This window comes from Suttonella indologenes, from assembly GCF_900460215.1.
GTDB classification, from domain to species: domain Bacteria; phylum Pseudomonadota; class Gammaproteobacteria; order Cardiobacteriales; family Cardiobacteriaceae; genus Suttonella; species Suttonella indologenes.
In genome coordinates this window covers 667,431-693,108 of sequence record NZ_UHIA01000004.1, presented here as the reverse complement: position 1 = coordinate 693,108, position 25,678 = coordinate 667,431, and the positions used below count along the sequence as shown (strand labels likewise).

General features: G+C 51.6%; 23 protein-coding genes. 14 read left to right on the top strand and 9 right to left on the bottom strand.

Annotated elements, in window-relative coordinates; all coding sequences use genetic code 11:
- The first annotated feature begins 27 nt into the window (after nucleotides 1-27).
- From fdnG to hrpA, 6 genes are all read left to right on the top strand, one after another.
- Entirely contained in the window at nucleotides 28-3,144 is a 3,117-nt protein-coding gene (gene fdnG, locus DYC63_RS07400) for a formate dehydrogenase-N subunit alpha (RefSeq protein ID WP_115218640.1), read from the top strand.
- Between the two features lie 18 nt (nucleotides 3,145-3,162).
- Nucleotides 3,163-4,089: a formate dehydrogenase subunit beta gene (fdxH, locus tag DYC63_RS07395; protein ID WP_115218639.1), complete on the top strand. Its 927-nt coding sequence runs from the start codon at nucleotides 3,163-3,165 to the stop codon at nucleotides 4,087-4,089.
- Entirely contained in the window at nucleotides 4,089-4,760 is a 672-nt protein-coding gene (locus DYC63_RS07390; protein WP_115218638.1) for a formate dehydrogenase subunit gamma, read from the top strand. Before fdxH ends, DYC63_RS07390 begins: the two co-directional genes overlap by 1 nt.
- 12 nt (nucleotides 4,761-4,772) lie before the next feature.
- Nucleotides 4,773-5,621: a formate dehydrogenase accessory sulfurtransferase FdhD gene (gene fdhD / locus DYC63_RS07385; RefSeq protein ID WP_218564580.1), complete on the top strand. Its 849-nt coding sequence runs from the start codon at nucleotides 4,773-4,775 to the stop codon at nucleotides 5,619-5,621.
- Nucleotides 5,618-6,508: a formate dehydrogenase accessory protein FdhE gene (locus DYC63_RS07380; RefSeq protein WP_115218636.1), complete on the top strand. Its 891-nt coding sequence runs from the start codon at nucleotides 5,618-5,620 to the stop codon at nucleotides 6,506-6,508. Before fdhD ends, DYC63_RS07380 begins: the two co-directional genes overlap by 4 nt.
- A gap of 333 nt (nucleotides 6,509-6,841) precedes the next feature.
- Nucleotides 6,842-10,756 carry an ATP-dependent RNA helicase HrpA gene (hrpA, locus tag DYC63_RS07375; protein ID WP_115218635.1) on the top strand — a complete coding sequence of 1,305 codons (3,915 nt, stop codon included), beginning with the start codon at nucleotides 6,842-6,844 and terminating at the stop codon, nucleotides 10,754-10,756.
- Nucleotides 10,757-10,850: 94 nt separating this feature from the next.
- On the opposite strand, the gene DYC63_RS07370 is transcribed toward hrpA, so the two are convergent.
- The 6 genes from DYC63_RS07370 to DYC63_RS07345 form a co-directional block, all read right to left on the bottom strand.
- Nucleotides 10,851-11,627, bottom strand: a complete 777-nt coding sequence (locus DYC63_RS07370; protein ID WP_115218634.1) for a metallophosphoesterase — start codon at nucleotides 11,625-11,627, stop codon at nucleotides 10,851-10,853.
- Nucleotides 11,628-12,161, bottom strand: a complete 534-nt coding sequence (locus DYC63_RS07365) for a flavodoxin (protein ID WP_115218633.1) — start codon at nucleotides 12,159-12,161, stop codon at nucleotides 11,628-11,630. It lies immediately after the preceding gene.
- A 17-nt stretch (nucleotides 12,162-12,178) separates the two neighbouring features.
- Entirely contained in the window at nucleotides 12,179-13,051 is an 873-nt protein-coding gene (gene folD / locus DYC63_RS07360; RefSeq protein ID WP_115218632.1) for a bifunctional methylenetetrahydrofolate dehydrogenase/methenyltetrahydrofolate cyclohydrolase FolD, read from the bottom strand.
- A 9-nt stretch (nucleotides 13,052-13,060) separates the two neighbouring features.
- Complete coding sequence (gene argC / locus DYC63_RS07355; RefSeq protein ID WP_115218631.1) at nucleotides 13,061-14,104, bottom strand: N-acetyl-gamma-glutamyl-phosphate reductase; 1,044 nt, start codon at nucleotides 14,102-14,104, stop codon at nucleotides 13,061-13,063.
- 3 nt (nucleotides 14,105-14,107) lie between these two features.
- Nucleotides 14,108-14,521 carry an HIT family protein gene (locus DYC63_RS07350; protein ID WP_115218630.1) on the bottom strand — a complete coding sequence of 138 codons (414 nt, stop codon included), beginning with the start codon at nucleotides 14,519-14,521 and terminating at the stop codon, nucleotides 14,108-14,110.
- Between the two features lie 130 nt (nucleotides 14,522-14,651).
- On the bottom strand, nucleotides 14,652-15,659 hold the full coding sequence (locus tag DYC63_RS07345; RefSeq protein ID WP_115218629.1) for an amino acid ABC transporter substrate-binding protein: 1,008 nt from the start codon (nucleotides 15,657-15,659) through the stop codon (nucleotides 14,652-14,654).
- A 299-nt stretch (nucleotides 15,660-15,958) separates the two neighbouring features.
- Here DYC63_RS07345 and DYC63_RS07340 point away from each other — a divergent pair, with 299 nt between their 5' ends.
- The 4 genes from DYC63_RS07340 to epmA all read left to right on the top strand — a co-directional run bounded on the left by DYC63_RS07340 (nucleotide 15,959) and on the right by epmA (nucleotide 19,203).
- Nucleotides 15,959-16,111, top strand: coding sequence for an entericidin A/B family lipoprotein (locus tag DYC63_RS07340; RefSeq protein ID WP_115218628.1), 153 nt, complete (start codon nucleotides 15,959-15,961; stop codon nucleotides 16,109-16,111).
- Nucleotides 16,112-16,215: 104 nt separating this feature from the next.
- A complete protein-coding gene (locus DYC63_RS07335; protein ID WP_115218627.1) occupies nucleotides 16,216-16,827 on the top strand; it encodes a pseudouridine synthase in 612 nt (203 codons plus the stop codon).
- Nucleotides 16,828-16,897: 70 nt separating this feature from the next.
- On the top strand, nucleotides 16,898-18,208 hold the full coding sequence (locus tag DYC63_RS07330) for an NCS2 family permease (RefSeq protein WP_115218626.1): 1,311 nt from the start codon (nucleotides 16,898-16,900) through the stop codon (nucleotides 18,206-18,208).
- A gap of 38 nt (nucleotides 18,209-18,246) precedes the next feature.
- Nucleotides 18,247-19,203, top strand: a complete 957-nt coding sequence (gene epmA / locus DYC63_RS07325) for an EF-P lysine aminoacylase EpmA (RefSeq protein WP_115218625.1) — start codon at nucleotides 18,247-18,249, stop codon at nucleotides 19,201-19,203.
- A 129-nt stretch (nucleotides 19,204-19,332) separates the two neighbouring features.
- On the opposite strand, the gene grxD is transcribed toward epmA, so the two are convergent.
- On the bottom strand, nucleotides 19,333-19,656 hold the full coding sequence (grxD, locus tag DYC63_RS07320) for a Grx4 family monothiol glutaredoxin (RefSeq protein ID WP_115218624.1): 324 nt from the start codon (nucleotides 19,654-19,656) through the stop codon (nucleotides 19,333-19,335).
- Between the two features lie 66 nt (nucleotides 19,657-19,722).
- Here grxD and DYC63_RS07315 point away from each other — a divergent pair, with 66 nt between their 5' ends.
- The 4 genes from DYC63_RS07315 to hisF are packed head-to-tail and all read left to right on the top strand — an operon-like array spanning nucleotide 19,723 to nucleotide 23,226.
- Nucleotides 19,723-20,895 (top strand): aspartate aminotransferase family protein, encoded by a 1,173-nt coding sequence (locus DYC63_RS07315; RefSeq protein WP_115218623.1) that lies wholly within the window; start codon nucleotides 19,723-19,725, stop codon nucleotides 20,893-20,895.
- Entirely contained in the window at nucleotides 20,889-21,746 is an 858-nt protein-coding gene (locus tag DYC63_RS07310) for a 23S rRNA (adenine(2030)-N(6))-methyltransferase RlmJ (RefSeq protein WP_115218622.1), read from the top strand. Before DYC63_RS07315 ends, DYC63_RS07310 begins: the two co-directional genes overlap by 7 nt.
- Before the next feature lie 2 nt (nucleotides 21,747-21,748).
- Nucleotides 21,749-22,465 (top strand): glutamine amidotransferase-related protein, encoded by a 717-nt coding sequence (locus DYC63_RS07305; protein ID WP_115218621.1) that lies wholly within the window; start codon nucleotides 21,749-21,751, stop codon nucleotides 22,463-22,465.
- Nucleotides 22,462-23,226 carry an imidazole glycerol phosphate synthase subunit HisF gene (hisF, locus tag DYC63_RS07300; protein ID WP_115218620.1) on the top strand — a complete coding sequence of 255 codons (765 nt, stop codon included), beginning with the start codon at nucleotides 22,462-22,464 and terminating at the stop codon, nucleotides 23,224-23,226. The genes DYC63_RS07305 and hisF overlap by 4 nt, the downstream gene beginning before the upstream one ends.
- 93 nt (nucleotides 23,227-23,319) lie before the next feature.
- Here hisF and DYC63_RS12925 read toward each other — a convergent pair whose 3' ends face one another.
- On the bottom strand, nucleotides 23,320-23,517 hold the full coding sequence (locus tag DYC63_RS12925; protein ID WP_218564579.1) for a hypothetical protein: 198 nt from the start codon (nucleotides 23,515-23,517) through the stop codon (nucleotides 23,320-23,322).
- Complete coding sequence (locus DYC63_RS07290) at nucleotides 23,514-24,728, bottom strand: ATP-binding protein (protein WP_172459451.1); 1,215 nt, start codon at nucleotides 24,726-24,728, stop codon at nucleotides 23,514-23,516. Before DYC63_RS07290 ends, DYC63_RS12925 begins: the two co-directional genes overlap by 4 nt.
- Nucleotides 24,729-25,678: the final 950 nt, after the last annotated feature.

The following is a 25,678-nucleotide window of genomic DNA, read 5'->3' as shown; positions in this document are numbered from 1 at the left end:
ATGGCGAAGCCATTAAAGGACATCATCATGAAGGTTACACGTCGACAATTTTTTAAGGTAACCGCTTCAGGTGCAGGCGCTTGCACCGCTGCGGTCATGGGAGTCATGCCGGCACCGGCTTTTGCAGAAGTGCGGCAATACAAACTCAGCGGAGCTTTTGAAGCGCGCAATAACTGCACTTATTGCTCGGTAGGTTGCGGTACGATTTTATACAGTTTGGGCGACGGCGCCAAAAACGCGAAAAAGAAAATCTTTCACATCGAAGGCGATCCCGACCATCCGGTCAGCCGTGGCTCTCTCTGTCCCAAAGGCGCTTCTTTGCTGGATTTCGTCAATAGCGAAAACCGCCTGCATTATCCTGAAGTGCGCGAACCTTTCAGCGACGAATGGAAACGCATTTCTTGGCACGAAGCCTTACAACGCATCGCCCGCCATATCAAAAACGATCGCGACGCCAATTTCATTGAGAAAAATGCCGAGGGCGTTACCGTTAACCGTCTGCCTTCTTTAGGCATGCTGACCGCTTCCGCCTCTTCGAATGAAACGGGGATTCTGACGCAGAAATGGATGCGTTCTTTAGGCATTATCGCCACCGACGCGCAGGCGCGCGTCTGCCACGGTCCGACCGTTATGGCATTGGCTTCCACCTTCGGACGCGGCGCGATGACCAATACTTTCTGTGATATGCAAAACGCCGATTTCATCATGGTTATGGGCGGCAATGCGGCGGAAGCTCACCCCGTCGGCTTTAAATGGGTGATTGAAGCGAAAAAGAAAAAAGGTACGAAGCTCTTTGTGGTCGATCCGCGTTTTAACCGCACCGCCGCCGTCGCCGATTTCTACGCTCCCATCCGTTCAGGCAGTGACATCGCCTTCTTAGGTGCATTAATCAATTGGCTGATTGAAAATGATAAAATCCAATGGGAATACGTCAAAGCCTATACCAATGCCAGTTTTATCGTCAAAGAAGGCTATGATTTCCATGAAGGCTTGTTCTCCGGCTACAATCAGCCCGATACCGAACGCACCAAGCGAGGCGAAAAACAGCCGGAAACCAGCAGCCGCACCGATATTAATCAACCTACCTATAACAACGAAACATGGTTCTATGAATTAGATGAAAACGGTCATGCCAAAACCGACCTGACCCTGCAAGACCCGCGCTGCGTCTTCCAACAACTGAAAAAGCATTATTCACGCTATACGCTGGATATGATGAACCGCATTTGCGGCACCAGCAAAGAAGACTTCCTCAAAGTCGCAGAGGCTTGGGGCGAAATGGCGGCGCCCGATAAAGCCGGTACGATTTTATACGCACTCGGCTGGACGCAGCACACCACAGGCAGCCAAATCATCCGCACCATGGCGATGGTACAATTATTGCTCGGCAATATCGGTATGGCAGGCGGCGGCGTCAATGCCCTGCGCGGACACTCTAACATTCAGGGCTTATCCGATTTGGGTCTGCTCTCCACCTCCCTGCCGGGTTATCTGACCCTGCCCAACGAGACCAATCACAAAACCTTCCAAGACTATCTCAACAAACAGACGCCTAAAGCCCTGCAAGCCAATCAATTGAACTATTGGCAAAACACACCGGCTTTCTTTGTCAGCTTCCTCAAATGGATGTACGGCGACAATGCCACCCAAGAGAACAACTGGGGCTATGATTGGCTGCCCAAATGGGACAAGATGCGCGATATTTTGCAATTGACCGAATCCATGTATCAGGGCGAAGTGCAAGGTTTGTTGGTGCAAGGCTTTAATGCCCAAGGTTCTTTCCCTGACGCGCATCGCGTGACCGAAGCCTTTTCCAAACTCAAATACATGGTCGTGATGGATCCCATCAAAACCGAAACCGCTTCTTTCTGGGAAAACCACGGCGAAGCGCATGATGTTGATCCCAGCCAAATCGGCACGGAAGTCTTCCGCCTGCCGACACCCTGTTTTGCCGAAGAAGCCGGCTCGATTGTTAATTCCTCGCGCTGGCTGCAATGGCATCATCCGGGCGCGGAACCGCCCGGCGAAGCCCTGCCCGATTTGGACATTTTGGGCGAACTGCACCTCTTGCTCAAAGAAATGTACGAACAGGAAGGCGGCGTTGCGCCAGAGCCGATTACCAAACTGTCTTGGAAATACGCCAAACCGCATGCGCCCACGCCTGAAGAAATGGCAAAAGAATCCAACGGCTACGCGCTGGCCGATTTATTCGACCAAGACGGCAAACTCATCCGCAAAAAAGGCGAATTATTGGACGGCTTCCATCAATTGCGCGCCGACGGCAGCACCGAATGCGCCACATGGATATTCTCCGGCTCTTGGACGCAGGCAGGCAACCAAATGGACCGCCGCGACAACACCGATAGCGGCTTAGGCAACACGCCTTACTGGGCATGGGCATGGCCGGCGAACCGCCGCATCGTCTATAACCGTGCCTCCTGCGATCCGAGCGGTAAGCCTTGGGATCCGAAACGCGTCCTTATTAAATGGGACGGCGAAAAATGGGGCGGTGCGGACGTTGCCGACTTCAAAGCCACCGAGCCGCCCGGCTCCGACATGAACCCCTTTATCATGAACGAAGAAGGCGTCGGACGCCTATTCTGCGCCCGCAAAATGGTGGACGGGCCTTTCCCGGAACATTACGAACCGATGGAATCACCGATCGGCACCAATCCGCTACATCCGAATGTGGTGCAATCGCCTGCGGTACGCCTCTTCGACAGCGTCAAAGACCGCTTCGGCACACATGTGGAATACCCCTATGTCGGCACCACCTACCGCCTGACCGAGCATTTCCAATTCTGGACGAAATCCGTCAAATTGCTGATGATTGCGCAGCCGGAACAATTCTGCGAAATCAGCGAAGAATTGGCGGCGGAAAAAGGCATCCGCAAAGGCGACTGGGTAAAAATTTTCAATAAACGCGCATGGATACGTGCTAGAGCAGTGGTAACCAAACGCATCAAGCCGCTGCAAATCGACGGCAAAACCGTGCACCAAGTCGGCATCCCCCTGCACGGCGGTTGGGAAAACGTTTCAGGACAAAAACAGTTTATCGTGAATTCGCTCACGCCCTTTGTCGGCGATTGCAACACGCAAACCCCTGAATTTAAGACATTCCTCGTAAATATTGAAAAAGCATAAATATAAAGGAACATCATCATGGCACTGCAATCATTAGACATCAAACGCCGCTCGGCAACCTCCGGCATCATGCCGCCACCCGCTGCGCGCGACCATCAAGTAGAAGTGGCAAAACTCATCGACGTAACCACCTGTATCGGCTGCAAAGCTTGCCAAGTCGCCTGCTCGGAATGGAACGACATCCGCGACGAAATCGGCACCAACCACGGCGTCTACGACAACCCCATCGACCTGACCTCCAAAAGCTGGACGGTCATGCGTTTTGCCGAAACCGAAGAACACGGCAAATTGGAATGGTTGATTCGCAAAGACGGCTGTATGCACTGTAGCGAGCCGGGCTGCTTGAAAGCCTGTCCTTCGCCCGGCGCGATTATCCAATATCACAACGGTATCGTGGATTTTCATCAGGAAAACTGCATCGGCTGCGGCTACTGCGTCTCGGGCTGCCCCTTCAACATCCCGCGCATGGACGCTGACGACCACCGCGCATACAAATGCACCCTCTGCTCCGACCGCGTCGCCGTCGGACAAGAACCCGCCTGCGCCAAATCCTGCCCGACAGGCGCGATTCAATTCGGAAGCAAAGCCGACATGCTGCGCGTGGCGGAAGAACGCGTCCGCGATTTACAGGCGCGCGGCTATGAAAACGCCGGCATTTACGACCCGCAAGGCGTGGGCGGCACGCATGTAATATATGTGCTTCATCATGCCGGCGAGCCGGAACTCTACAGCAATCTGCCTAAAGACCCGAAAATCAGCACCACCGTCAAACTATGGAAAACTCTGCTTAAACCGTTAGTTACCTTGGGCATTGTGGCAGCCACCGCTTCAGGCATCTTGCACTACCTCACCATCGGCCCGAACCGCACGCGCGAAGACGGCGAAGACAATCCCGAAGTCATCAGCAAAGAAGGCAAAGTCTTATCAGGACAGGAGAAAGCCTAATGAAACGCCCACTCATCCAACGCTACAACAAAGCCGAGCGCATCAACCATTGGTTCGTCGCCTTTTGCTTTATCCTGCTCGCCGTCTCCGGTCTGGGCTTTTTCTACCCCTCCTTCTTCTGGCTGACCCACATTTTCGGCACGCCGCAATTGGCGCGCATATTGCATCCCTTGGTCGGCGTACTGATGTTTGTCGGCTTCTTTATCCAATTCTTCCGCTATGTGCGCCTGAATTTCCTCGATAAAGAAGACAAAAAATGGTTAAAAGACATCGGCAAAGTCATGCAAAATCATGAAGTCGGCGATGTCGGCAAATACAATGCCGGACAAAAACTGATGTTTTGGCTGATGACAAGCTGCATGGTCTTGCTGCTGCTCAGCGGACTGATTGCCTGGCGCCCCTATTTCGCCCCGCATTTCCCCATTCCCGTCATCCGCTTTGCCTTATTAGTGCATTCTGCCGCCGCCAGCCTCTTAATCATCGGCATTATCGTGCATGTCTATGCCGCCTTGTGGATTAAAGGCACCTTGCGCGCCATGGTAGAAGGCGTGGTCACTCAAACATGGGCGGAAAAACATCATCCGCGCTGGTATCGCGCCGTAATGGAAAAAGCGCGGCAATCCCAAGCGGATAAGGCAGATGCGTCCGCCACGCCGCCTTCTCATTTCTAAACCCTTAAGCAATTGCCTCTCAGCGGGGCGATTGCTTCATCAAGACTCCGCCATATGCAGCCGCTTTCCAGCCATCCCATTCTCCGCCGCCAAGGACAAATGCTCAGTCCTTCCCAAGACATACTGGCGGAAGAAGTACCGATTGCCCTCGTCTATAACGGCATCTCGCACGCCGTATTGATGGCAAGCCCGCAAGACCTTGCCGAACTCGCCATCGGCTTCAGCCTCAGCGAAGGCATCTTAAGCCGCATCGAACAACTCTACGACCTGCAAATCGAAGAACAGCCCCTTAATGCCTACAGCCAAGCCCTGCGCATAGAACTGCGCATTGCCGGCGAACGCTTTCACCTCCTCCAGCAACGCCGCCGCCACATGAGCGGACGCAGCAGCTGCGGACTATGCGGCATCGACAGTTTGCAGGCCGCCTTGCCGGACATCGCCCCCGTTGCGCGCCGCAATCCCCTGCCGCTCAGCGATATTCAGCGCGCCCTTGCCGATATGGACGCCGCACAAATCCTGCGCCGCCAAACAGGTTCGCTGCATGCCGCCGCTTGGGCGGTCAAAGGCGACATTCTCGCCCTATACGAAGACGTCGGCAGACATAATGCCCTCGACAAACTGCTGGGACATCTTGCGCAAACAGGCTTCAATTCCGAAGACGGCGCCGTCCTTATCTCCAGCCGCGCCAGCTACGAAATGATTGCCAAAGCCGCCGGCATGGGCATCTCCTGCCTTGTCGCTGTTTCCGCCGCTACTGCACTTGCCCTGCGCCTTGCCGAGCATAGCGGCATCTGCCTGATTGGCTATGCCCGCCCCGAACAGCAAAACATCTACACCCATCCGGAACACATTCAAGCATGAACACTCTCCCAAGCCCTGAAGAAATCAAAGCCAAACCCTTTTTTCACAAGCCCTTTTTCATCGCACCGCCGAGCGACGTCTTTGCCAAACGCGCTGCTCGCTTCAGCGCCCTAGCGCAGGAAGAACAAGACCTCAGCTGGCAGGCCTATCTCAACCTGCTGGCGGCACTCTGCCAAACGCAAGACCAATTCCTAAGCCGACAAGAAAAAATCCGCGACATCCCGCCGCAATTGCCGCGCGACGAAACATGGCTGTCAGACAAGCTCGCCGCACAACTGCCGGATTTCTGCCAAGCCCTCCTGCAAAATCCCGCCCTGCCCGAAACTGCCCGCCGCCAAATCCAAAGCCTTGCGACGAATGCGGCGCAATTATCCGCCATGCCGGCAGAAGCCGTGCAAGACAACATCTGGCTGCAAGCCCTTGAGCAAGTCCTATGGACAGCATGGAGTAGCCAACTGGCGGAAGACGATGTGCCGAGCGTAAAGGAACGCAGCCATTGTCCCTGCTGCGGCGAAGACGCCGTCGCCTCTATTATTCTCAGCGGCGGCGATGATGACAATCTGCGCTACCTGCATTGCCCGCGCTGCAATAGCCGCTGGAACGCCCTGCGCGCCAAATGCACCTTCTGCAACCAGCAATCCGGCATGCAATTACAGCAACTCAGCGCCCCGAACGCGGAAAAACACCATCTGCCTAGCGCGCTGCGCGGCGCACGCGCGGAAAGCTGCGACCGCTGCAAACACTACCGTAAATTCTTCTTCCTGCGCGAACAAGCGCTTGCCGACCCGATTGCGGACGATCTTGCCAGCCTCGCCTTGGATATTCTGATTGGCGAAAAAGACTACAGCCGCGGCGGCTACAATCCTTTTTTAATCCGCCAAAACTGAAAACATTTTATAGTCGATTAAAATAAAAATGAGACAACACCGTATCATTACAATGTTAATCGACTATACAAAGTCCATCCGATTGTTCCTGCAAACCATGGCAAAATAGCGCTTTTTCTTGCAAGCTATAGTCTCTTAACTTCAAAATGAGATTATTCTAAGCGCTTCTCCTGACAAAATGTGTATCTCTAAGTCTCATTTTGAAGTTAAGGTACTATATAAAGACAACATGGCAGCCAAACCCTCGGCGGGACTCATGCACTTTTCAATAATAGCCTTGAAGCTGCCTACATCAGCCCCATATTTGTTTTTATTTTCGCCATTAAACGCTTCATGACTACCAGCCTTCCCCAAAATTTTTCCCATATTCTTTGCCAAGACCGCCATGCTTTGCGTAGTTTGGCGTATAAAATCCGCCAACGCGAGCGGCGCGGATTACCAGCCGAGCAGATGCACGAGAAATATCTCAAGCAATATCAATCCTCAAATACCGCTTACCAGCAGCGGCTGGCGCAATTACCCAAGCCTGCATTAAACGCGGATTTGCCGGTGCTTGCCAAGCAGGCGGAAATCCGCCACCTGATTGAGCATCATCAAGTCGTGATTATCAGCGGCGAAACAGGCTCGGGCAAAACCACGCAATTGCCGCAAATCTGCTTGGATTTGGGCTTGGGCGCGGCGGGCATGATTGCGCACACGCAGCCGCGGCGTATTGCCGCGCGTTCGGTTGCCGACCGCATTGCCGAAGAATTGGGCGTGGCTTTAGGCAGCAGCGTCGGTTATCAAGTGCGTTTTGACGAGCAAATCAGCGAACAGACCGCGGTCAAACTGATGACCGACGGCATGCTGCTGGCAGAAACCCTGTCCGACAAATTTCTCTCGCAATATGAAGTTATTATTGTTGACGAAGCGCATGAACGCAGTCTCAATATCGATTTCCTGCTCGGCTATCTACGCCAATTACTGCCCAAGCGCCCCGATTTAAAAGTCATTATCACCTCCGCCACCATCGACACGGAAAAATTCGCCGCCCATTTTAATAATGCGCCGATTATCAATGTCTCCGGACGCAGTTATCCCGTAGAAATTCGCTATCGCGAAGCACTGCCCGACAGCGATATGCAGGACAATATCCTGCAAGCGGTGGAAGAACTCGACCACGAAAGCCGCGGCGATATTCTTATCTTCTTCCCCACCGAACGCGATATCCGCGAGGCGGCGGACAGCCTGCGCAAAGCCAATCTGCGCGATACCGAGATTCAGCCCTTGTTCGGACGTCTCTCGCTGGCCGAACAAAACGCCGTCTTCCACCCCAAAGGCAAGCGGCGCATCGTCTTAGCCACCAATGTGGCGGAAACCTCGCTGACCGTACCGCGAATTAAATACGTCATCGACACCGGCACCGCGCGCATCAGCCGCTATTCTCTGCGCAGCAAAACCCAACGCCTGCCGATCGAAGCCATCTCGCAGGCCGCCGCCAATCAGCGTGCAGGGCGTTGCGGACGCTTAAGCGCCGGCATCTGCATCCGCCTCTACAGCGAAGAAGATTTCAAACAGCGTCCCGCCTTTACCGAGCCGGAAATCCTGCGCACCAATCTTGCCGCCGTCATCTTGCAAATGCTGGTCTTGCATCTGGGCGACATCGCCGCCTTTCCCTTCGTAGACAGCCCCGATCAGCGGCAAATCAACGACGGCTACCGCCTTCTATTCGAACTACGCGCCGTTGATGAAGACAACCGCCTTACCGCCCTAGGCAAGAAAATGGCGCATCTGCCGGTCGATCCGCGCTTTGCCCGTATCGTCTATGCCGCCGAAGACAATGCCTGCCTGCATGAAGCCCTAATCATCATTGCCGCGCTCTCGATTCAAGATCCGCGTGAACGCCCCTTTGGAGCCGAAGCGCAAGCCGATATGCGCCAAGGGGAATTTGCCGACAAGCACAGCGATTTCCAAACCCTGCTCAATCTCTTTGCCGCCTATTCCGATGCCAGGCGCGAATATTCCAACAACAAGCTCCGTACTTGGTGCAAACACTACTTCCTCAATGCTCAGCGCATGCGCGAATGGCGCGAACTCACCAATCAGCTCATGCGCGATGCCCACCAGCAAAAACTACGCATCAACGACTTCAAACCTGCGCCCAACCGCCGCCAACAAGACAATCTCGTCGAAGGCAGCAAAGGCAATCTCGGCTTCGACAATCCGCATCTGCCGCTCCTGCACCGCAGTTTGCTGGCGGGCTTTCTCGACCAAGTCGGACTCTGGGACGAACAAAACAAAGACTACACCGGCCCTCGCCACCGCAAATTCTCCATCTTCCCCGCCAGTGTCTTGGCAAAACAGCGCCCGCAAGCCATCATGGCGGCAAGCATTGTGGAAATTAACCGCATCTTTGCTCGCCACTGCGCCCCCATCGAACTGCACGAACTGGAAAACCTCGCCGCCCACATCACCAAACGGCAATACAGCAATCCGCATTGGAGCAAAAAAGCCGGCAACGTCATGGCGGAAGAAAGCCTGCTGCTCTACGGTCTGCCGATTGTGGCAGGACGTAAAAAACCCTTTGCCAAACAAAACCCCGCCCTTGCCCACGACATTTTCGTACAAGAAGCCCTAGTGACCGGCGAAATCCACAGCCGCCTCAGCGTCATTGCAGAAAACATCGCCCTTTGGCAAGAACTGCAAACCTTGGAAGACAAAACCCGCAGTCGCGGCATACTGATTGACGAACAAGCCCTTGCCGACTTCTATTTCCAACGCCTGCCGGAAAAAGTCCATTCCGTCGTCAGCTTGGAACAATGGGCGAAGCAAAAAGGCGAAGCCGCGCTGAAAATGCAAGCCTCCGACCTGCTGCAAAACGAAGCCGACATCTCGGCACAAGAATATCCGGAACATATCAACATTCGCGGACAACGCTTCCAACTCCAATACCAATTCGATCCCGGCAGCGAAGCCGACGGCGTAACCGTGCTTGTGCCGCTGACCGCACTCAATGCCTTGGAAGCTGAAGATTTTGAACGCCTTGTGCCTGCCATGCTGGAAGAAAAAATCGAAGCCCTGCTGCGCCGCCTACCCAAAGTCTGGCGGCGGCAACTCGTGCCCATACCCGACTTCGCCCGCGCCCTGCACGAACGCCTGCAAGACAGCGCCGCGCCCTTGGCGCAAGCCCTCTCGAACGGCATTTGGCAAATGAAAGGACTGCGCATTCCCCTAGAAGACTTTGACGAAAGCAAACTCGAAGCGCATTACCGCATGAACTTCCGCCTCCTCGATCCACGCAAACGCCCCCTTGCCGAAGGACGCGACCTAGCCGCCCTCAAAGTCCGCTACCAAGCGCAAGCCGCCGCCCAATTCCAAGAACGCAGCCGCAGCAAACTGGCAGACGGACAGCCCGTACAAGACTGGCAATGGACGCAACTGCCCGACAGCGAAAAAATGGCAGGCGGCATTATCGGCTACCCCGCCCTCACGCTGGAAAAAGGACAACTCTTCATGCGTCTGCATGACAACCCCGAACAAGCCGCCCGCGCCCATCATGAAGGACTGCGCCACCTACTCGCACAAAAACTCAGCAGCCAAGGCAAATACCTCAAAAAAAACCTGCCGCAACTCAATACAATGAGCCTGCACTACCGCAAAATCAGCCATGACAATCTGCTGGCTGACGACATCTTCATGGCGCTGATTGAACGCGTCTGCCTCAGCGAGGGCAAAGCCCTGCGCAGCCAAAGCCAATTTGATGCGGCGCTGGCGCAAGGCGAAAAACACCTCATCAGCGCCGGTAACGAACTCGCCGCCCAACTCAGCCAATTATTAAGCGAATACAGCCGCCTGAACGAACGCCTGCGCCAATGCAAACACAAAAGCGCCAAAGCCGACATCAGCGCACAAATCACGCGTCTCGTCTTCCCCGACTTTATCCGCCAAACTGCCGCCGCCAAACTGCCCGACCTCTTGCGCTACATCAAAGCCGCCAATCTGCGTCTGGACAAACTCGAACGCGAACCGCTGAAAGACGCCATGCGCCAATCCGCCCTCAATCCTTGGCAAGCATTACTGGATAAAAGCCTGAGTCAGCAGGGCATCAGCAAGCCGAGCGACAGCCAAAACGCCGCACTGCTCGCCTATGCCTATGCCTTAGAAGAATACCGCATCCAAACCTTCGCCCAAGAAATCGGCAGCAAAGGCAAAATATCGGAAAAAATATTGGCGGACTTGGCAGAAAAATTGCCGCATGGCAAGGAATAGCAAGCGGCATAGACATTGATTTTATTGACCGCTAAATTTATTCAATATATATGTTCAAAACATATTACACGGTATGAATGAAGCATAGAGCTGCTTAAATCTCCAGCATAAAATCCGGACGATAACCGCTCGAGGGACGATAGCGGTTATATTCGCTAAAATAGCCGCGCTGATTGCTGATAAAGCGCGTATGCCCCAGCGTGCATTCGATATTTTCATGGCTATGCCCATATGCCCAGACATCGGCAAAGGCATATAATTCCGGCAAATCGCTGCTCCAATAAGCGCTTTTCATCAATGCCTCTTGACTGTAGCCGTATTGCTTGCCGACCAGCTCTTTCGCCGGCAGAAAATGACTGAACACGACTTTTTTGCGCACGCTCTGATACTGCGTCAAGGCATCATGCAAAAATTGCCGCGCCGCCTGATGTTCCGCCAACATGTCTTCCGGCGAGAACGCACTGAAACCGCATTGAATCAAATGAAAATCCGGTATATTATCCCGCGCCCAATCCATGCTGCTCGCCGCATCGCCGGCTAGAGCGAAATCCGTCCATAAGGTTGTGCCGCAAAACAGCACATCATCGATGATGAGGGATTTGTTTTCCAATAGGCGGATATCATAGTCGGCGGCAAGGCGGCGGTACTCCGCCAATCCCTGCTCCCATTGCAGATACCAATGTTCGTGATTGCCCAAAATATACAGCACCGTGAGTTGCGGCGCTTGTTTGCGCAGCTTGTAGAAAAACTGCGGCAAGGTCTGCATATCGCTGATATCGCCTGCCAACAGCAATACATCCGCCTGTGCCAAGCCTTGCAATTCGCATAGGCTTACTTCGGTATGCAAATCGCTGTGGAGTGCGATTTTCATTTAGGGCAAAGCGGCGAATTGCGGCAGAATTTGCGCCAGCCAAGCTTCAAGACGCTCGTCGGTCAATTCGGGCTGCGAATCTTCGTCAATGCCGAGCCCTAGGAAATTGCCGTTTTTCAACAAGGCTTTAGAAGTCTCAAATTTATAGCCCTCGGTCGGCCATTCGCCGATAAAGTTCGCGCCCTGCGCAGCAAATTGTTCCGCCAGCATGCCCATGGCATCAAGGAAATATTCCGGATAGCCGACTTGATCGCCCAAACCGAACATGGCAATGGTTTTGCCGTGCAAATCGGCAGCAGCGATTTTATCCACCACCATTTCCCAATCGTCTTGATATTCGCCGTAATTCCATGTCGGCTGTCCGACGATAAGTTTATTGTATAAAAACATATCGTTAGGATCATCCAAATCAATGATATTAATCGGCGTGAGTGTGATGCCGTGTTTTTCTTGGGCAATTTTCTCAATTTTAAACGCCACGTCCTCGGTCATGCCGGTAGTGCTGCCGTAGAAGAGTCCGATTTCTTCGCTCATGGTATTCCTCTGTTTATTTACATCTGTGTTGATAATTGCTGCAATTGCAGGGTGTTGCGTAGCAGACAGGCAATAGTCATCGGCCCGATGCCGCCCGGCACGGGCGTAATTGCGCCTGCAACCGCTTTGGCGGCGGCGAAATCGACATCGCCGACCAATTGCGCTTTACCGTCTCGCTCAATGCGGTTAATGCCCACATCCAACACTATCGCTCCTGCCTTAATCCAATCGGCTTTGACTAATTCCGCTCTGCCTGCCGCCACCACTAAAATATCCGCCTGCCGCGCCACTTCCGGCAAATTCGGCGTTTTGGAATTACAAACCGTCACGGTGGCGCGCATCCGCATCAGCAAAGCCGCCATCGGTTTGCCGACAATATTGGAGGCACCGATAACCACCGCTTTTTTACCCTCCAAATTGCTGCCCAAATGATGTTCTAAAATCAAAGAACAGCCGAGAGGCGTGCAAGGCACGGGGCAGTCTTTTTCGCCCAGCCATAATTTGCCGACATTGTGCGGATGAAAACCGTCCACATCTTTATGCGGCGCAATCGCGGCAATCACGGCTTCTTTATCCAGATGCGCCGGCAAAGGCAATTGTACCAAAATGCCGTGAATGGAGGACTTATGATTTAATTCCTGAATCAAATCCAGTAATTGCTGCTGCGTAGTCTCGCCGGGTAGACGATGAGTTTCACTATAAAAGCCTGCCGCTTCCGCCGCAATACCTTTATTGCGCACATAAACATCGCTGGCGGCATCGTCGCCGACCAAAACCACCGCCAAACCGGGGCGAACACCGCCTTTTTGAAGATTTTCTTCTACTTGCAAGCGCACTTGTTCGCGAATATCTGCGGCAAATGCCTTGCCGTCAATGATTGTTGCTGTCATAGTTCTTCCTTATGGCATCAAAGCGATATGTTGCAAACCTAGGGTTTCGGGCAAACCGCAGACAATATTCATACATTGCACCGCCTGCCCTGCCGCACCTTTGACCAAATTGTCTTCCACCACCGTAATCACCGCCATGCGCTGATCCACGGAACGATGCACTGCCATACGCACCATATTGCTGCCGCGCACGCTGCGCGTACTCGGATGCTCACCGGCAGACAAAACATCTACAAAAGGCTCATTCGCATAAGTATCGACATATAATTGCTGCAAATCCACATGCGGATCTTTCAACACTGCATATAAGGTGGCTTCAATGCCGCGAATCATCGGCAGCAAATGCGGCACAAAGGTAATCGCCAGCTCTTTTCCTGCGATTTTTGACAATTCCTGTTCGATTTCAGGCTGATGACGATGTCCCGAAGCCGCATAGGCCTGAAAACTCTCGCCCATCTCGGAAAACAGATTTGCCACTTTCGCCGCCCGCCCTGCACCGGATACGCCCGATTTGACATCGGCAATCAAGGGATAGGTTTCCACCAAATCATGCGCCAATAAAGGCTTAAAGCCCAATTGCACCGCGGTCGGGTAGCAGCCGGGATTAGCAATCAGACGCGCATGGCGAATCTTATCGCGCTGCAATTCCGGCAGACCGTACACCGCCTGCTTGAGCAATTCGGGCGCGCTATGCGCCATGCCGTACCAACGTTCAAAACTTGCCGTATCTTTCAAACGGAAATCACCCGAAAAATCAATTATCTTTATACCGGCATCTATCAGGCGCTGCGCCTGCGCCATGCACACTCCGTGCGGCGTGGCAAAAAAGACCACATCGCATTGCAATAAAGCCTCGTCGTCCAAAGCGACAAAAGCCAAATCCACCACACCGCGCAAATGCGCATACAATTCCGAAACCGCTTTGCCGACTTCCGTCCGCGCCGTAATGCAGGCAATCTCAACGGCAGGATGGGCGGCTAAAATGCGCAGCAATTCCGCGCCCGTATAGCCTGTCGCTCCGACAATGCCGACACGAATCTTCTTTTCGCTCATGATTTACGCCTCTAAAGCTGCCGCCAATTGCGCGGCTTGGGCTTGCAATTCCGCCAAATCTGCCGCTTTGTCGCCATGCTGTTCTTCTTTTTGCCCGGCATAGACAGGCAATAAATGCATATGGTAGTAAAACACGGTTTGCCCTGCCGCCTCGCCGTTGAATTGCATCACGCGAATCCCTTCGGGAGCAAAGACTTGCCGCTGCGCACGCGCCAAACGGCGGCTGAAACGGATAATATGCGCCAAAGGCTCTTCCGGCATCTCGAACAAATTTGCCGCGCCTTCTTTGGCGATAATCAAGGCATGACCTTTTGCCTGCGGAAAAGCGTCCATAAATGCAAAAATATGGGCATCTTCATAAATTTTGGCGCAAGGAATCTCGCCGCGCAGAATTTTGTGGAAAACTGTATCGCTCATTATTCTCCCCTGATATGCAAAAGACGCATTCTAGCAGTTTTACCCGCACCGTGGCGAGCAGAAAACGCGAAAGACTTGCATTTAAAGCAAAGAAAAAGCCGCTGAAAAGCGGCTTTTTCACATATCTCAATTAACGCAGCGGTGGTGCATACATAATCCCGCCGTCATTCCACAATTTATTCAAACCACGCTCGATTTTCAGCTCGGAATCCGCGCCCACGTTTTTCGCAAACACTTCGCCGTAATTGCCGACTTTCGTCACAATGCGCTGGCAGAAATCTACGCCGACACCCAATTTTTCCGCACCGTTGGCTTCCAAGCCCAGCAGACGGCGCACATCAGGATTGTCGCTCTTGAGTTTTTCCGCCACATTTTGCGAACTTACGCCCATTTCTTCGGCATTGACCATGCAGAAATGCGTCCAGCGCGCCAAATCGGCAAAATGATTATCGCCATGGCGCACCAAGGGACCTAAAGGCTCTTTGGAAATCACTTCCGGCAAAATCACATGCTCATCAGGATTTTTCAGCAATTTTCTTTGCACATACAAACCTGAAACATCGGAGGAATAGGCATCGCAGCGTCCATTGTCATAAGCGGTTTTCACCTCTTCGGATTTTTCAAAAATCACAGGCTTATAGCTCATACCGTGAGATTTGAAATAATCGCTCATATTCACTTCTGTAGAAGTGCCGGTATTGGTACAGATAGAAGCGCCGTCTAATTCTTTAATGCTTTTGATGCCTAAAGATTTCTGCACCATAAAGCCTTGACCGTCATAATAGTTCACAGCGGTAAAATCAAAGCCCAAATCCGCATCGCGCGACAGCGTCCATGTAGTAACGCGGGCAAGCACGTCAATCTCGCCTGATTGCAAAACGGTGAAACGCTCTTTGGAAGAAGTCGGGCGGAAAGTCACTTTATTCGGATCGTCAAAAATCGCTGTGGCAATCGCGCGACAATAATCCACATCCAAACCCGTCCAATTGCCCTTATCATCGGCAACCGAAAAACCTGCCAAGGCTTGAGTTACGCCGCAGCGCAATTCGCCGCGCTGCTTAATGTCGTCAATCGTGGCGGCTTGAGTCGTCGTATGCCAAGCGGCTAAGCATAGGGCAAGCGGTAAAATTTTCTTCATAATATCCTCCTAGACAATCGAGGTGGGCATTGTGCCATATTCTTTGCACCTTGCCTGATAAAAATAGAGGCTTATGCCTATTTTTCATAAGCTTTGTGAATGCACGTGCAAAATCGTTCATTCTTAATCTGCTTTTGATAAAACAACAAATAAAGCCTCAAAGAAAATATTTTTATTTAACAAACCGATATTTTTCCAGAGCTTTATTTGACTATTTGGTTTGGAAAATTTTGCTTGTGAATAATAAAAAGCTTTGCTACTGTAAAGTCTGTTTTCACATCAACCTAAAGGAGCATATCATGCGTAAAATTTTATCTGTATTGGGCTTGGTTTCCGTACTGGCTTTAGCCGGCTGCAACGCTGTCAAAGGTGTGGGTCAAGACGTGCAAAAAGCCGGTTCAGGCTTGGAAAACGCAGCCGAAAGCACCGGCGGCACCGGCCGCAGCATGTAAGCCAAGCCCTGATCTTTTTTCAGGATGAAATAAAAGCGCGCTCGCCGCGCTTTTATTTTTGCCTGTTGATCCTGCGCGTATAATGCGCGTTTTTGCCCGAAACTATGGACATTATTTTTGAAGACGCCGACATTGTGGTCGTGAACAAACCTGCAGGTTTGCTTTCCGTACCCGGACGCGGCGCGGACAAGCAAGACAGCGTGGAATGGCGGATTAAGCAGCAATATCCCGGCGCAATGGCGGCGCACCGTCTGGACATGGCGACCAGCGGCGTGCTTCTCGTTGCCAAGCATAAAGATGCCGAACGCTATTACAAACAATGCTTTGCCCAAAGAGAAACCGAGAAAACCTATCAAGCCCTTTGTCATGGGCATATTGCCGCGTCACGCGGCGAAATCGATTTTCCCCTGCGCTGCGACTGGGAACGCCGTCCGCGGCAAATGGTTTGCTACGAACAGGGCAAAAGCGCACTCACGCGCTATAAAGTCTTAAATTACGAAGGCGAAAGCACCCGCGTCGCGCTCTATCCCTTTACCGGACGCAGTCATCAACTGCGCGTACATTTGGCGGAAATCGGACATCCCATTATCGGCGACAATCTATACAGCTATCCGCAGGACGCGCAGCTGCCGCGCCTTTTGCTCCACGCGCAGCAATTAAGCATTACCGACCGCAAAGGCAGGCAGCGGCATTTTTACGCGCCCCTGCCTTTTTAATCTTACTTGCAGATGAGCATTTGATAATAATCGGCTATAATCAGCACTTTCTTTTCTCTCGGAAAATATCATGCTCAATAAACTATTTGCGCTTGATGCGCACAAAACCACGGCTCGCACCGAATTTACCGCTGGTTTGACCACCTTCCTGACGATGGCATACATCATCTTCGTCAATCCCAGCATTCTGGCTCAATCGGGTATGGACAGCGGCGCCGTATTTGTCGCCACCTGTATTGCCGCCGCAGTGGGTTGTTTTATCATGGGATTTGCCGCCAACCTCCCTGTCGCCCTCGCCCCCGGTATGGGATTAAACGCCTTCTTCACTTTCACGGTCGTTTTGGGCATGGGCAAAAGCTGGCAAATCGCCTTGGGCGCGGTATTTCTCTCCGGAATTCTCTTTATCCTCATCAGCCTGTTTAAAATCCGCGAATGGCTGATTAATGCCATTCCTAATACTCTCAAACGCGCGATTGCCGCCGGTATCGGGGGATTTTTGATGCTGATTGCCTTCAAGCAAACCGGCATTATCGTCGATAACCCCGCCACGCTCGTTTCGCTGGGCAACCTAACCCACTACACGCCGCTGATGACCTTTTTCTGCTTCTTCCTCATCATCGTTTTGGAATCGCGCCATATCCGCGGCGGTGTCTTAATCGCCATTCTTGCCACCAGTGTCATCAGCATTCTCTGCGGACATACCGAATTTAACGCACAAATCATCTCCGCACCGCCATCGCTTGCCCCTACTTTCATGCAAATGGACATCATGGGCGCACTGAGCATCAGCATGATTTCCGTCATTTTCGCCTTTTTCTTCGTCGATTTATTCGACACCGCCGGCACGCTCGTCGGCGTTACCAATCGCGCGGGACTCATCGCTACAGACGGCAAAATCCCCAATCTCAAACGCGCTTTGCTCGCCGATAGCGGCGCGACCATCGTCGGCGCAGCGCTCGGCACATCCAACACCACCAGCTATATCGAAAGCGCTTCCGGCGTTGCCGCCGGCGGACGTACGGGCTTAACCGCCGTAGCGGTCGGCATCTTCTTTTTATGTGCCATCTTCTTCTCGCCTTTGGCGGGCATGGTACCGATTGAAGCCACCAGCGGCGCGATTTTATACGTCTCCGTGCTGATGATGTACGCCCTCGGCGATATCGATTGGAACGACATCAGCGAAGCCGCTCCTGCCGCCATTACCGTCATGGGTATGACCTTGACCTACTCCATCGCCGATGGCATCAGCCTTGGCTTTATCGCCTATGCGGTGATTAAATCGCTGACCGGCAAAATGAACCAAGTTTCTATCAGCGTTTGGGTCATCACGCTGATTCTGATTGCCCGCCTCGTGCTGATGGCGACGCAATTTGCCGCCTAAACAGAAAAAGCCCTGAATCTTCAGGGCTTCTTTATGATATGAACATTACCGAACTCATCCCCTTTCGCGCCCGATTTCTTGCCGAAATCCGCGCCTTTTTCGCCGCCGCCCGAGTGCTTGAAGTCGATACCGCCCTGCTGCGACCCTATGGCGTCAGCGATGCACAGCTGCATAATCTTGCTGCGGATACGGGCTATCTCATTACCTCGCCCGAATACGCCATGAAAACCTTGCTCTGCCAAGGCGCGCCCGACATCTATCAACTTAGCCACGTTTTTCGCGGCGAAGAACTGGGACGCAAACACCGCCAAGAATTCATGCTCTTGGAATGGTACCGCCTAGGCTTCGACCTCCCGAAGCTGATGCAGGAAGTCGCGGATTTATTCGCGTATCTGCTCAAACGTCCGCTGCCTATCCGCCGCCGCAGCTACGGCGAACTGTTTCAACATTATCTGCACATCGACTGCTTTGTCATCAGCGATGCCGATTTAGCCGCATTCTGCGGCGAAAAAATCCCCGAAAGCCGCGCATGGCAGCTGGACCGCGACGGCTATTTGGATTTGCTATTCACGCACTATATCGAAGCGCAATTGGGCAAAGACTGTCTTGAATTCGTCTATGCCTACCCTGCCTCACAAGCCGCATTGGCAAGACTTGAACGCAATGCCGCGGGGCAATGGGTCGCCGCCCGCTTTGAAGCCTATATCGACGGCATCGAACTGTGCAACGGTTTTCACGAACTCGGCAATGCAGCAGAACAACGCGCACGATTTGAAGCGGATAACCGCGAACGCGCCGCGCTGGGATTGCCGCCAATCGCCATTGACGAAGACTTTTTGCAAGCCCTCGAACAAGGCTTGCCCGATTGCGCAGGTGTGGCGGTAGGCATCGACCGCCTGATGATGATTGCCGGCAATGCCGAGCATATTCAGGAAATTCAATATGTTTCAACACACAGAGCGACACATAAAGCGTCGCTCTACGTGTTGCCCTGAATTGGAAGAGGTTACACCTCTCCCACAAGATTATCCTCCCTAAAGGGAAGGGTTTCAACCAGTAAGGAAATTTTGATGAAAAAAGTCCCTAGTCGGGACTTTTCACAGCGTTTCAGCATGGCAAAGAATTTATTGCTCCGGCCATTCGATTCCGCTCAGCAAGTCCGCCAATTCGCCGCTCTCGTGCATTTCCACGATAATATCGCAGCCGCCTACCAATTCGCCTTTCACCCATAATTGCGGGAAAGTCGGCCAATTGGCATATTTAGGCAATTCCGCACGAATTTCAGGGTCTTGTAAAATATTGACATAGGCGAAAGGCTGTCCTTCGGCCTTCATGCACTGCACCGCGCGGGCGGAAAAACCGCATTGCGGAAAATCCGGCGTGCCTTTCATATAGAGCAATACGGGCATTGAGCCGATTTGCTCTTTAATTCTTTCGATCGTTTCCATAAGATACCTCTTGATTTACACAATAAAGCGCATACTATACCTTCTTTTCGCCCTAAAACCGACACTATGAATACAAAAGCCACCGCCCTCATGAACAATTATGCGCGCCTGCCGATTGCCTTTACACACGGCGAAGGCGTTTATTTATTTGATAGCGCAGGAAAAGCCTATCTTGACGCCCTTGCCGGCATTGCCGTCTGTGGGCTGGGACATGCGCATCCCGAATTGGCGCAGACCCTCAGCGAGCAAGCGGCACGCCTCTGGCACGTCTCCAATTTATTTGAAATTCCCGAGCAAGCGTCCGCCGCCGAGAAAATCGCCGCCCTTTCCGGCATGGATAAAGTAATGTTCTGCAATTCCGGCGCGGAAGCCAATGAAGCGGCGATTAAATTAAGCCGTCTACACGCGCGGCAAAAAGGCATTGACCGCCCTGCCATTATTAGCTTTTACGGCGGTTTTCACGGACGCACCTTCGGCGCCATGGCGGCGACCGCCAATCCCAAAATCCGCCGCGGGTTTGAACCGCATCTTAATGATTTTATCCATCTTCCCTTTAATGACATTGCCGCCGTCGAAGCGCAGCGCTACCGTCCCGATATCGTGGCGGTCATGTTGGAATGTTTGCAGGGCGAAGGCGGTATTTATCCTGTAGATAAAGACTATTTGCGCCGTATCCGCCAACTATGCGACGAACGCGGCTGGCTGCTGATTTGCGATGAAGTGCAAATCGGCATCTGCCGCAGCGGCAAATGGTTCGGCTATCAGCATTACGACATTCAGCCCGATATCATCACGCTTGCCAAAGGCTTAGGCAACGGGCTGCCGGTCGGTGCCTGTGCGGCGCGCGGCGCAGCAGCGGAATATTTCCAAGCAGGTTTACACGGCTCGACCTTTGCCGGCACGCCGCTGGTCATGTCTGTCGTCAATAAAACCCTAGACATCTATCAGCGCGACCGGATCGCCGAGCATGTGCAAACGACCGCCGACTATTTGCGCCGTCAATTACAGCGGCGTTTGGGCGATTTGCCTCTGCTCAAAGAAATTCGCGGACAAGGTTTGATGATCGGCATCGAGCTACAACAGCCTGTGCCGCAATTAGTAGAAAAAGGCTTGAATAAAGGCGTCATTTTCAACATCACCGCGGAAAAAGTCATCCGTCTTCTGCCGCCGCTGATTTTCAAGCTCGAACACGCAGACGAATTAGTCGAAAAACTCTATCAAATCCTCAGTACATGCTAAGTTACCGCCATCATTTCCATGCCGGCAATGTTGCCGACGTTCTCAAGCACTTCTGCCTATATGAAGTGCTGAACTATTACAAACGCAAAGATAAACCCTTTCTTTATCTCGATACCCATGCCGGCGCGGGACTCTATCAACGCCAAGACCCGCGCTTAGGCGAAAACCGCGAGTACGCCGGCGGCATGGACATTTTATTCCAAGCCGCATCCCTAGCCGCGCCATTGGCGGCATTTGCGCAAGACATGCAAAACTGGCTGGCACAAGCCTCTGCCCACAGCGTGGCGGGCTCGCCGTGGATTGCCGCGCAGATGCTGCGCCCCGGCGACAGTCTGCGTGCCTGCGAATTACACCCCAGCGACTATCCGCAATTAGCGGCCAATATCCTTCGTCTACGACCGCGCCGCAATCTCATCGAGCAAAGCGACGGCTTTCAAAGCCTGATAGCGGCATTGCCGCCACCGCAACACCGCGCCGTCGTTCTAATCGACCCGCCCTATGAAGACAAAAACGACTGCCAACGCCTTGAACACAGCCTGAAAAAAGCCTTTGCACGCTTTCCGCAGGCCTGCATCTTGGTCTGGTATCCGCTCTTAAGCCACCAAGGCACGCATCAGCTCATTCACAGCCTGCCCGCCCTTGCGCAGCATTATCAACTGGACTATCTCCAAGCCACGCATTGCGTCTGCGCGCCGAGCGACAAAGGCTTTGGCATGTACGGCAGCGCCATGATGATTTACAACCCGCCCTACACCCTAAGCCAAACCCTTGCCGACTGCGCCGCCGATTTGAAACAACACTTTGCTCAAGACGCCGACGCAGATTTTATTCTTCAGTCCCACAGCCGCTAAACATGAACCCGAAACGCATTCAAATCCTTCTGCACAATCCGCAAGGCTTCACGGGGCTGGTCGGCGAAAAACTCTCCGCCGCAGGACATCAGCTTTCCATCTGCTGCCCCCTGCACGGAGAAAGCCTGCCCGAACTCGACAGCTACGATGCCGCCGCCGTCTTCGGCGGCAAAATGAGCGTCAATGACTGCGACACCGTTCTGCCCGCCCTGCATGAAGAAATCCGCTGGATACGGCGCAGCGTGGAAGCCGGAAAACCCTATCTCGGCATCTGCCTCGGCGGACAACTCCTTGCCCGTGCCTTCGGCGGCACCGTTACGCGCCATCACAAACACTATGTAGAAATCGGCTACTACAATCTTTATCCCACCCTTGAAGGCTTTGAAGACATCTTTGCCAATGCCCCTGAAAAATTCTTTCAATGGCACAATGAAGGCTTTACCATTCCCGAACACGCCGTCAAACTTGCCGCCAGCGATTTATATCCCAACCAAGCCTTCCGCCTCGGCGAACGCGCCTACGGCTTTCAATTCCACCCCGAAGCCACGCCGGAACAAATCCAATACTGGCACCAACGCGACCCCGAAGAACTGGCAGGACCGGGCGCGCAAACCGTTCGCGCCCAAATCCGCGACATCGACACCTACACCCCCGCCATCAGCGCATGGCTAGACGATTTTCTCGCCCACTGGCTACAAGACCCCAAGGACCATTCATGAACACCCAACTCGCCAAACGCATCATCCCCTGCCTTGACGTAGATAACGGTCGCGTCGTCAAAGGCACTAACTTCGTCAATATCCGCGATGCCGGCGACCCCGTCGAAGCCGCCCAACGCTACAACGAACAAGGCGCGGACGAACTGATCTTTCTCGACATCACCGCCACTTCCGACGAACGCCGCACCACCTTGTACATGGTCGAACAAGTCGCCGGTAAAGTCTTTATTCCGCTGACCGTCGGCGGTGGCGTACGCACATTAAAGGACATCCGCCAATTGCTAAACGCCGGCGCGGATAAAGTCGCCATCAACAGCGCTGCCGTGCAAAACCCTGAATTTGTGCGGGAAGCCGCCGAGCATTTCGGCAATCAATGTATCGTCGTTGCCATCGATGCCAAACAAACCGCAGCCGAACAATGGCATATCTTCACTCACGGCGGTCGCCGCCAGACCGAGCTCAATGCAATCGAATGGGCAAGCCGCATGGCGGCATACGGCGCCGGCGAACTGCTTGTAACCAGTATGGACAGAGACGGCACCAAAGCAGGCTTTGACAACACCCTCTTAAGCCGCATCGCCACCGAAGTACAAATCCCCATCATTGCCAGCGGCGGTGTCGGCAATCTGCAACATCTTGTGGACGGCATCACTATCGGCAAAGCCGATGCCGTACTTGCCGCCAGCATCTTCCATTTCGGCGAATACAGCATTGCGCAAGCCAAAGACTATATGCGCGCGGCAGGCATCAGCGTACGCTAAGATTCAAGCGTTTTTGCCCTGATAAAATCGACAAAAGTCCGCACAATGCTGGAAGGATAACGATGCGCCGCATACAGCATCGACACATCGTAGCTATAGTCGGAGAAGTGAAAAAGTAGTACAAGGCGGCGAGCCGCAGACAGTACAGATAGTACGGCAAGGCGAGCCAACGCCGTAATACTTTTTCAATTCTTCGACTATAGCAATCGGCACGTCCAAGCGCGCGGCGGTTTTGGACAAACTGCCGTCTTGGCAAACGCCGACAAATAGACGCAAAGCATTTAAATTCATAGGCTTTCTCTCAAAATCTCCGTCATAAATTCAATAAAACTCATACATTTAATGCCATTGATGCTGTTGCCCTCAAATTCATCAAGCGTTACCACATATTTGGGATAATTATCGGCAATCTTGAGCAAATTGCCGAATTCTCTTTCGACGGTTTTATCGCCGTCAATACTTAAGGCCACCTGCACATAAATGCGTTCGCCGTTTTTATCCGCCACAAAATCAATTTCTTGGCTATTTAAACCGCCGATTTTAATATCAAATCCTGCGATTTTTAAATGATGAAACACCATATTTTCCAATATTTTGCCGCGATCAGAAATGCGATAACCGATTAAGGCATTTCTAATCCCCAAATCTTCAAAATAATATTTTTCGCCGATTTCAAAAATGCGTTTTCTTTCAATATCATAACGGCTTACTTTATGAATCAAAAAAGCATTATTCAAATATTCGGCATAATTTTGTACCTGAATATTAGACATATTGATTTTTTGTGATTTGAGAAAATCGCTGATTTTTTTAGCCGAAAACAAATTACCGATATTATCCGCCAAAAATTGTGTCAACTGCTCCAAAAACAATCCATTACGAATATTGTAGCGGTTAACGATATCGCGCACGACAATAGTCGAATAAATATTTTTTAAATATTCGAAAATCACATCATCCTGTAGGGGTAATTCTTTCAAAAACGGCAATCCGCCGTATTTAAAATACAAAGCCAAGGATTTATTATTGTTTTCCAATTGCATAAATTCTAAAAACTCGAAATAAGACAGAGCATACACTTGAATTTCTATCGCACGGCCGCTTAATGTACCTGCAATATCGCTTGATAATAATTGGGCATTTGAGCCCGTGCAATACAAATCCAATTCATCGTCTAATAATAATGAACGCAATGCCTGTTCAAAATGGATAATTTCCTGAATTTCATCAATAAAAATATGATTTTTAAGACCTGTTTTTTTATTTTCCGAGATAAAATCCGCCAAATCTTGGGCGCTTTTGATATGGCTGAATTGCAAATTCTCTTTGTTGATATAAATGACATGGGCGGCATTATCTGCCTGCTTGATTTTTTCAATCAGCTGAAACAATAAATAACTTTTACCGACACGGCGCTGCCCTGTGATGACTTTAATCACTTGCTTGCCCATAAAGGGGGTGATTTTGTCCAAATATTGCTTACGAAAAATGAGATTTTGCATGTTTTTCAATTCGTTTTTTAAAGTATGGTAAAAATTTTAGCACAAAGGCATAAAACTTTCTATCATACTTAAAACTTTTCTAAAAAATAGCTGGAGTTAAAAGTATGATAAAAACTCACTTTGAAAAAACAGAAACCAAGTTCCCAAAAATCGGCATTCCCTAGCAAATTCAGTCACTTTACACTACGCCCACTGTATCAGACAAAGGCAAACGACCATACAAAACCGTATCTCCCAAATCCTCAATATCAAACATCCTATCGTTCAAGCGCCCATGAGTTGGCTTACCGACGCGCATTTATAGTCAAAGAATCCAAAAAAAGACTACACTAAAACTTATGGCATACTCAAAAGATTACAGACAAATGATATTGAACAAGCTGGCATCAGGTCATATAGTCGGAGAAGTGAAAAAGTAGTACAAGGCGGCGAGCCGCAGACAGTACAGATAGTACGGCAAGGCGAGCCAACGCCGTACGCTCTTGTACTGTCTACGGCTCGCCGCCTTGTATAGTACCTTAACTTCAAAATGAGACTTAGGGATACACATTTTGTCAGGAGAAGCGTTAGAATAATCTCATTTTGAAGTTAAGAGACTATACTACTTTTCCACTTCTCCAGCGATAGGGGATAAAAATGTCAACTTTTCAGACAAAATGCCCTGTACTTTTAGCCTATAATGCAAGAAGAGACCTTCATCCCATTATTTATCTGGATCTGGATGAAACTAGACTTAAGTTATATCTAAGAGCCAGATATAGATACAGTTTGCAAAGATTTCAGACCATATCAAAATATAGATATATTTGAAAGGTAGCTGTAAAAATGTGTTGACTTTACAAAAGTCCAGAAGGTCTCAATTTCAAAACTTTATTTTTAATTCTATGGAGACATTATCATGCAGACAAAAGCACTTTTACTTTTAGTCTTATCAATAACTTTAGCCGCTT

Coding starts and splice junctions, on each gene's coding strand:
- fdnG (WP_115218640.1), top strand. CDS start 28: ATGAAGGTTACACGTCGACAATTTTTTAAGGTAACCGCTTCAGGTGCA.
- fdxH (WP_115218639.1), top strand. CDS start 3,163: ATGGCACTGCAATCATTAGACATCAAACGCCGCTCGGCAACCTCCGGC.
- DYC63_RS07390 (WP_115218638.1), top strand. CDS start 4,089: ATGAAACGCCCACTCATCCAACGCTACAACAAAGCCGAGCGCATCAAC.
- DYC63_RS07380 (WP_115218636.1), top strand. CDS start 5,618: ATGAACACTCTCCCAAGCCCTGAAGAAATCAAAGCCAAACCCTTTTTT.
- hrpA (WP_115218635.1), top strand. CDS start 6,842: ATGACTACCAGCCTTCCCCAAAATTTTTCCCATATTCTTTGCCAAGAC.
- DYC63_RS07370 (WP_115218634.1), bottom strand. CDS start 11,627: ATGAAAATCGCACTCCACAGCGATTTGCATACCGAAGTAAGCCTATGC.
- DYC63_RS07365 (WP_115218633.1), bottom strand. CDS start 12,161: ATGAGCGAAGAAATCGGACTCTTCTACGGCAGCACTACCGGCATGACC.
- folD (WP_115218632.1), bottom strand. CDS start 13,051: ATGACAGCAACAATCATTGACGGCAAGGCATTTGCCGCAGATATTCGC.
- argC (WP_115218631.1), bottom strand. CDS start 14,104: ATGAGCGAAAAGAAGATTCGTGTCGGCATTGTCGGAGCGACAGGCTAT.
- DYC63_RS07350 (WP_115218630.1), bottom strand. CDS start 14,521: ATGAGCGATACAGTTTTCCACAAAATTCTGCGCGGCGAGATTCCTTGC.
- DYC63_RS07345 (WP_115218629.1), bottom strand. CDS start 15,659: ATGAAGAAAATTTTACCGCTTGCCCTATGCTTAGCCGCTTGGCATACG.
- DYC63_RS07340 (WP_115218628.1), top strand. CDS start 15,959: ATGCGTAAAATTTTATCTGTATTGGGCTTGGTTTCCGTACTGGCTTTA.
- DYC63_RS07335 (WP_115218627.1), top strand. CDS start 16,216: ATGGACATTATTTTTGAAGACGCCGACATTGTGGTCGTGAACAAACCT.
- DYC63_RS07330 (WP_115218626.1), top strand. CDS start 16,898: ATGCTCAATAAACTATTTGCGCTTGATGCGCACAAAACCACGGCTCGC.
- epmA (WP_115218625.1), top strand. CDS start 18,247: ATGAACATTACCGAACTCATCCCCTTTCGCGCCCGATTTCTTGCCGAA.
- grxD (WP_115218624.1), bottom strand. CDS start 19,656: ATGGAAACGATCGAAAGAATTAAAGAGCAAATCGGCTCAATGCCCGTA.
- DYC63_RS07315 (WP_115218623.1), top strand. CDS start 19,723: ATGAATACAAAAGCCACCGCCCTCATGAACAATTATGCGCGCCTGCCG.
- DYC63_RS07310 (WP_115218622.1), top strand. CDS start 20,889: ATGCTAAGTTACCGCCATCATTTCCATGCCGGCAATGTTGCCGACGTT.
- DYC63_RS07305 (WP_115218621.1), top strand. CDS start 21,749: ATGAACCCGAAACGCATTCAAATCCTTCTGCACAATCCGCAAGGCTTC.
- hisF (WP_115218620.1), top strand. CDS start 22,462: ATGAACACCCAACTCGCCAAACGCATCATCCCCTGCCTTGACGTAGAT.
- DYC63_RS12925 (WP_218564579.1), bottom strand. CDS start 23,517: ATGAATTTAAATGCTTTGCGTCTATTTGTCGGCGTTTGCCAAGACGGC.
- DYC63_RS07290 (WP_172459451.1), bottom strand. CDS start 24,728: ATGCAAAATCTCATTTTTCGTAAGCAATATTTGGACAAAATCACCCCC.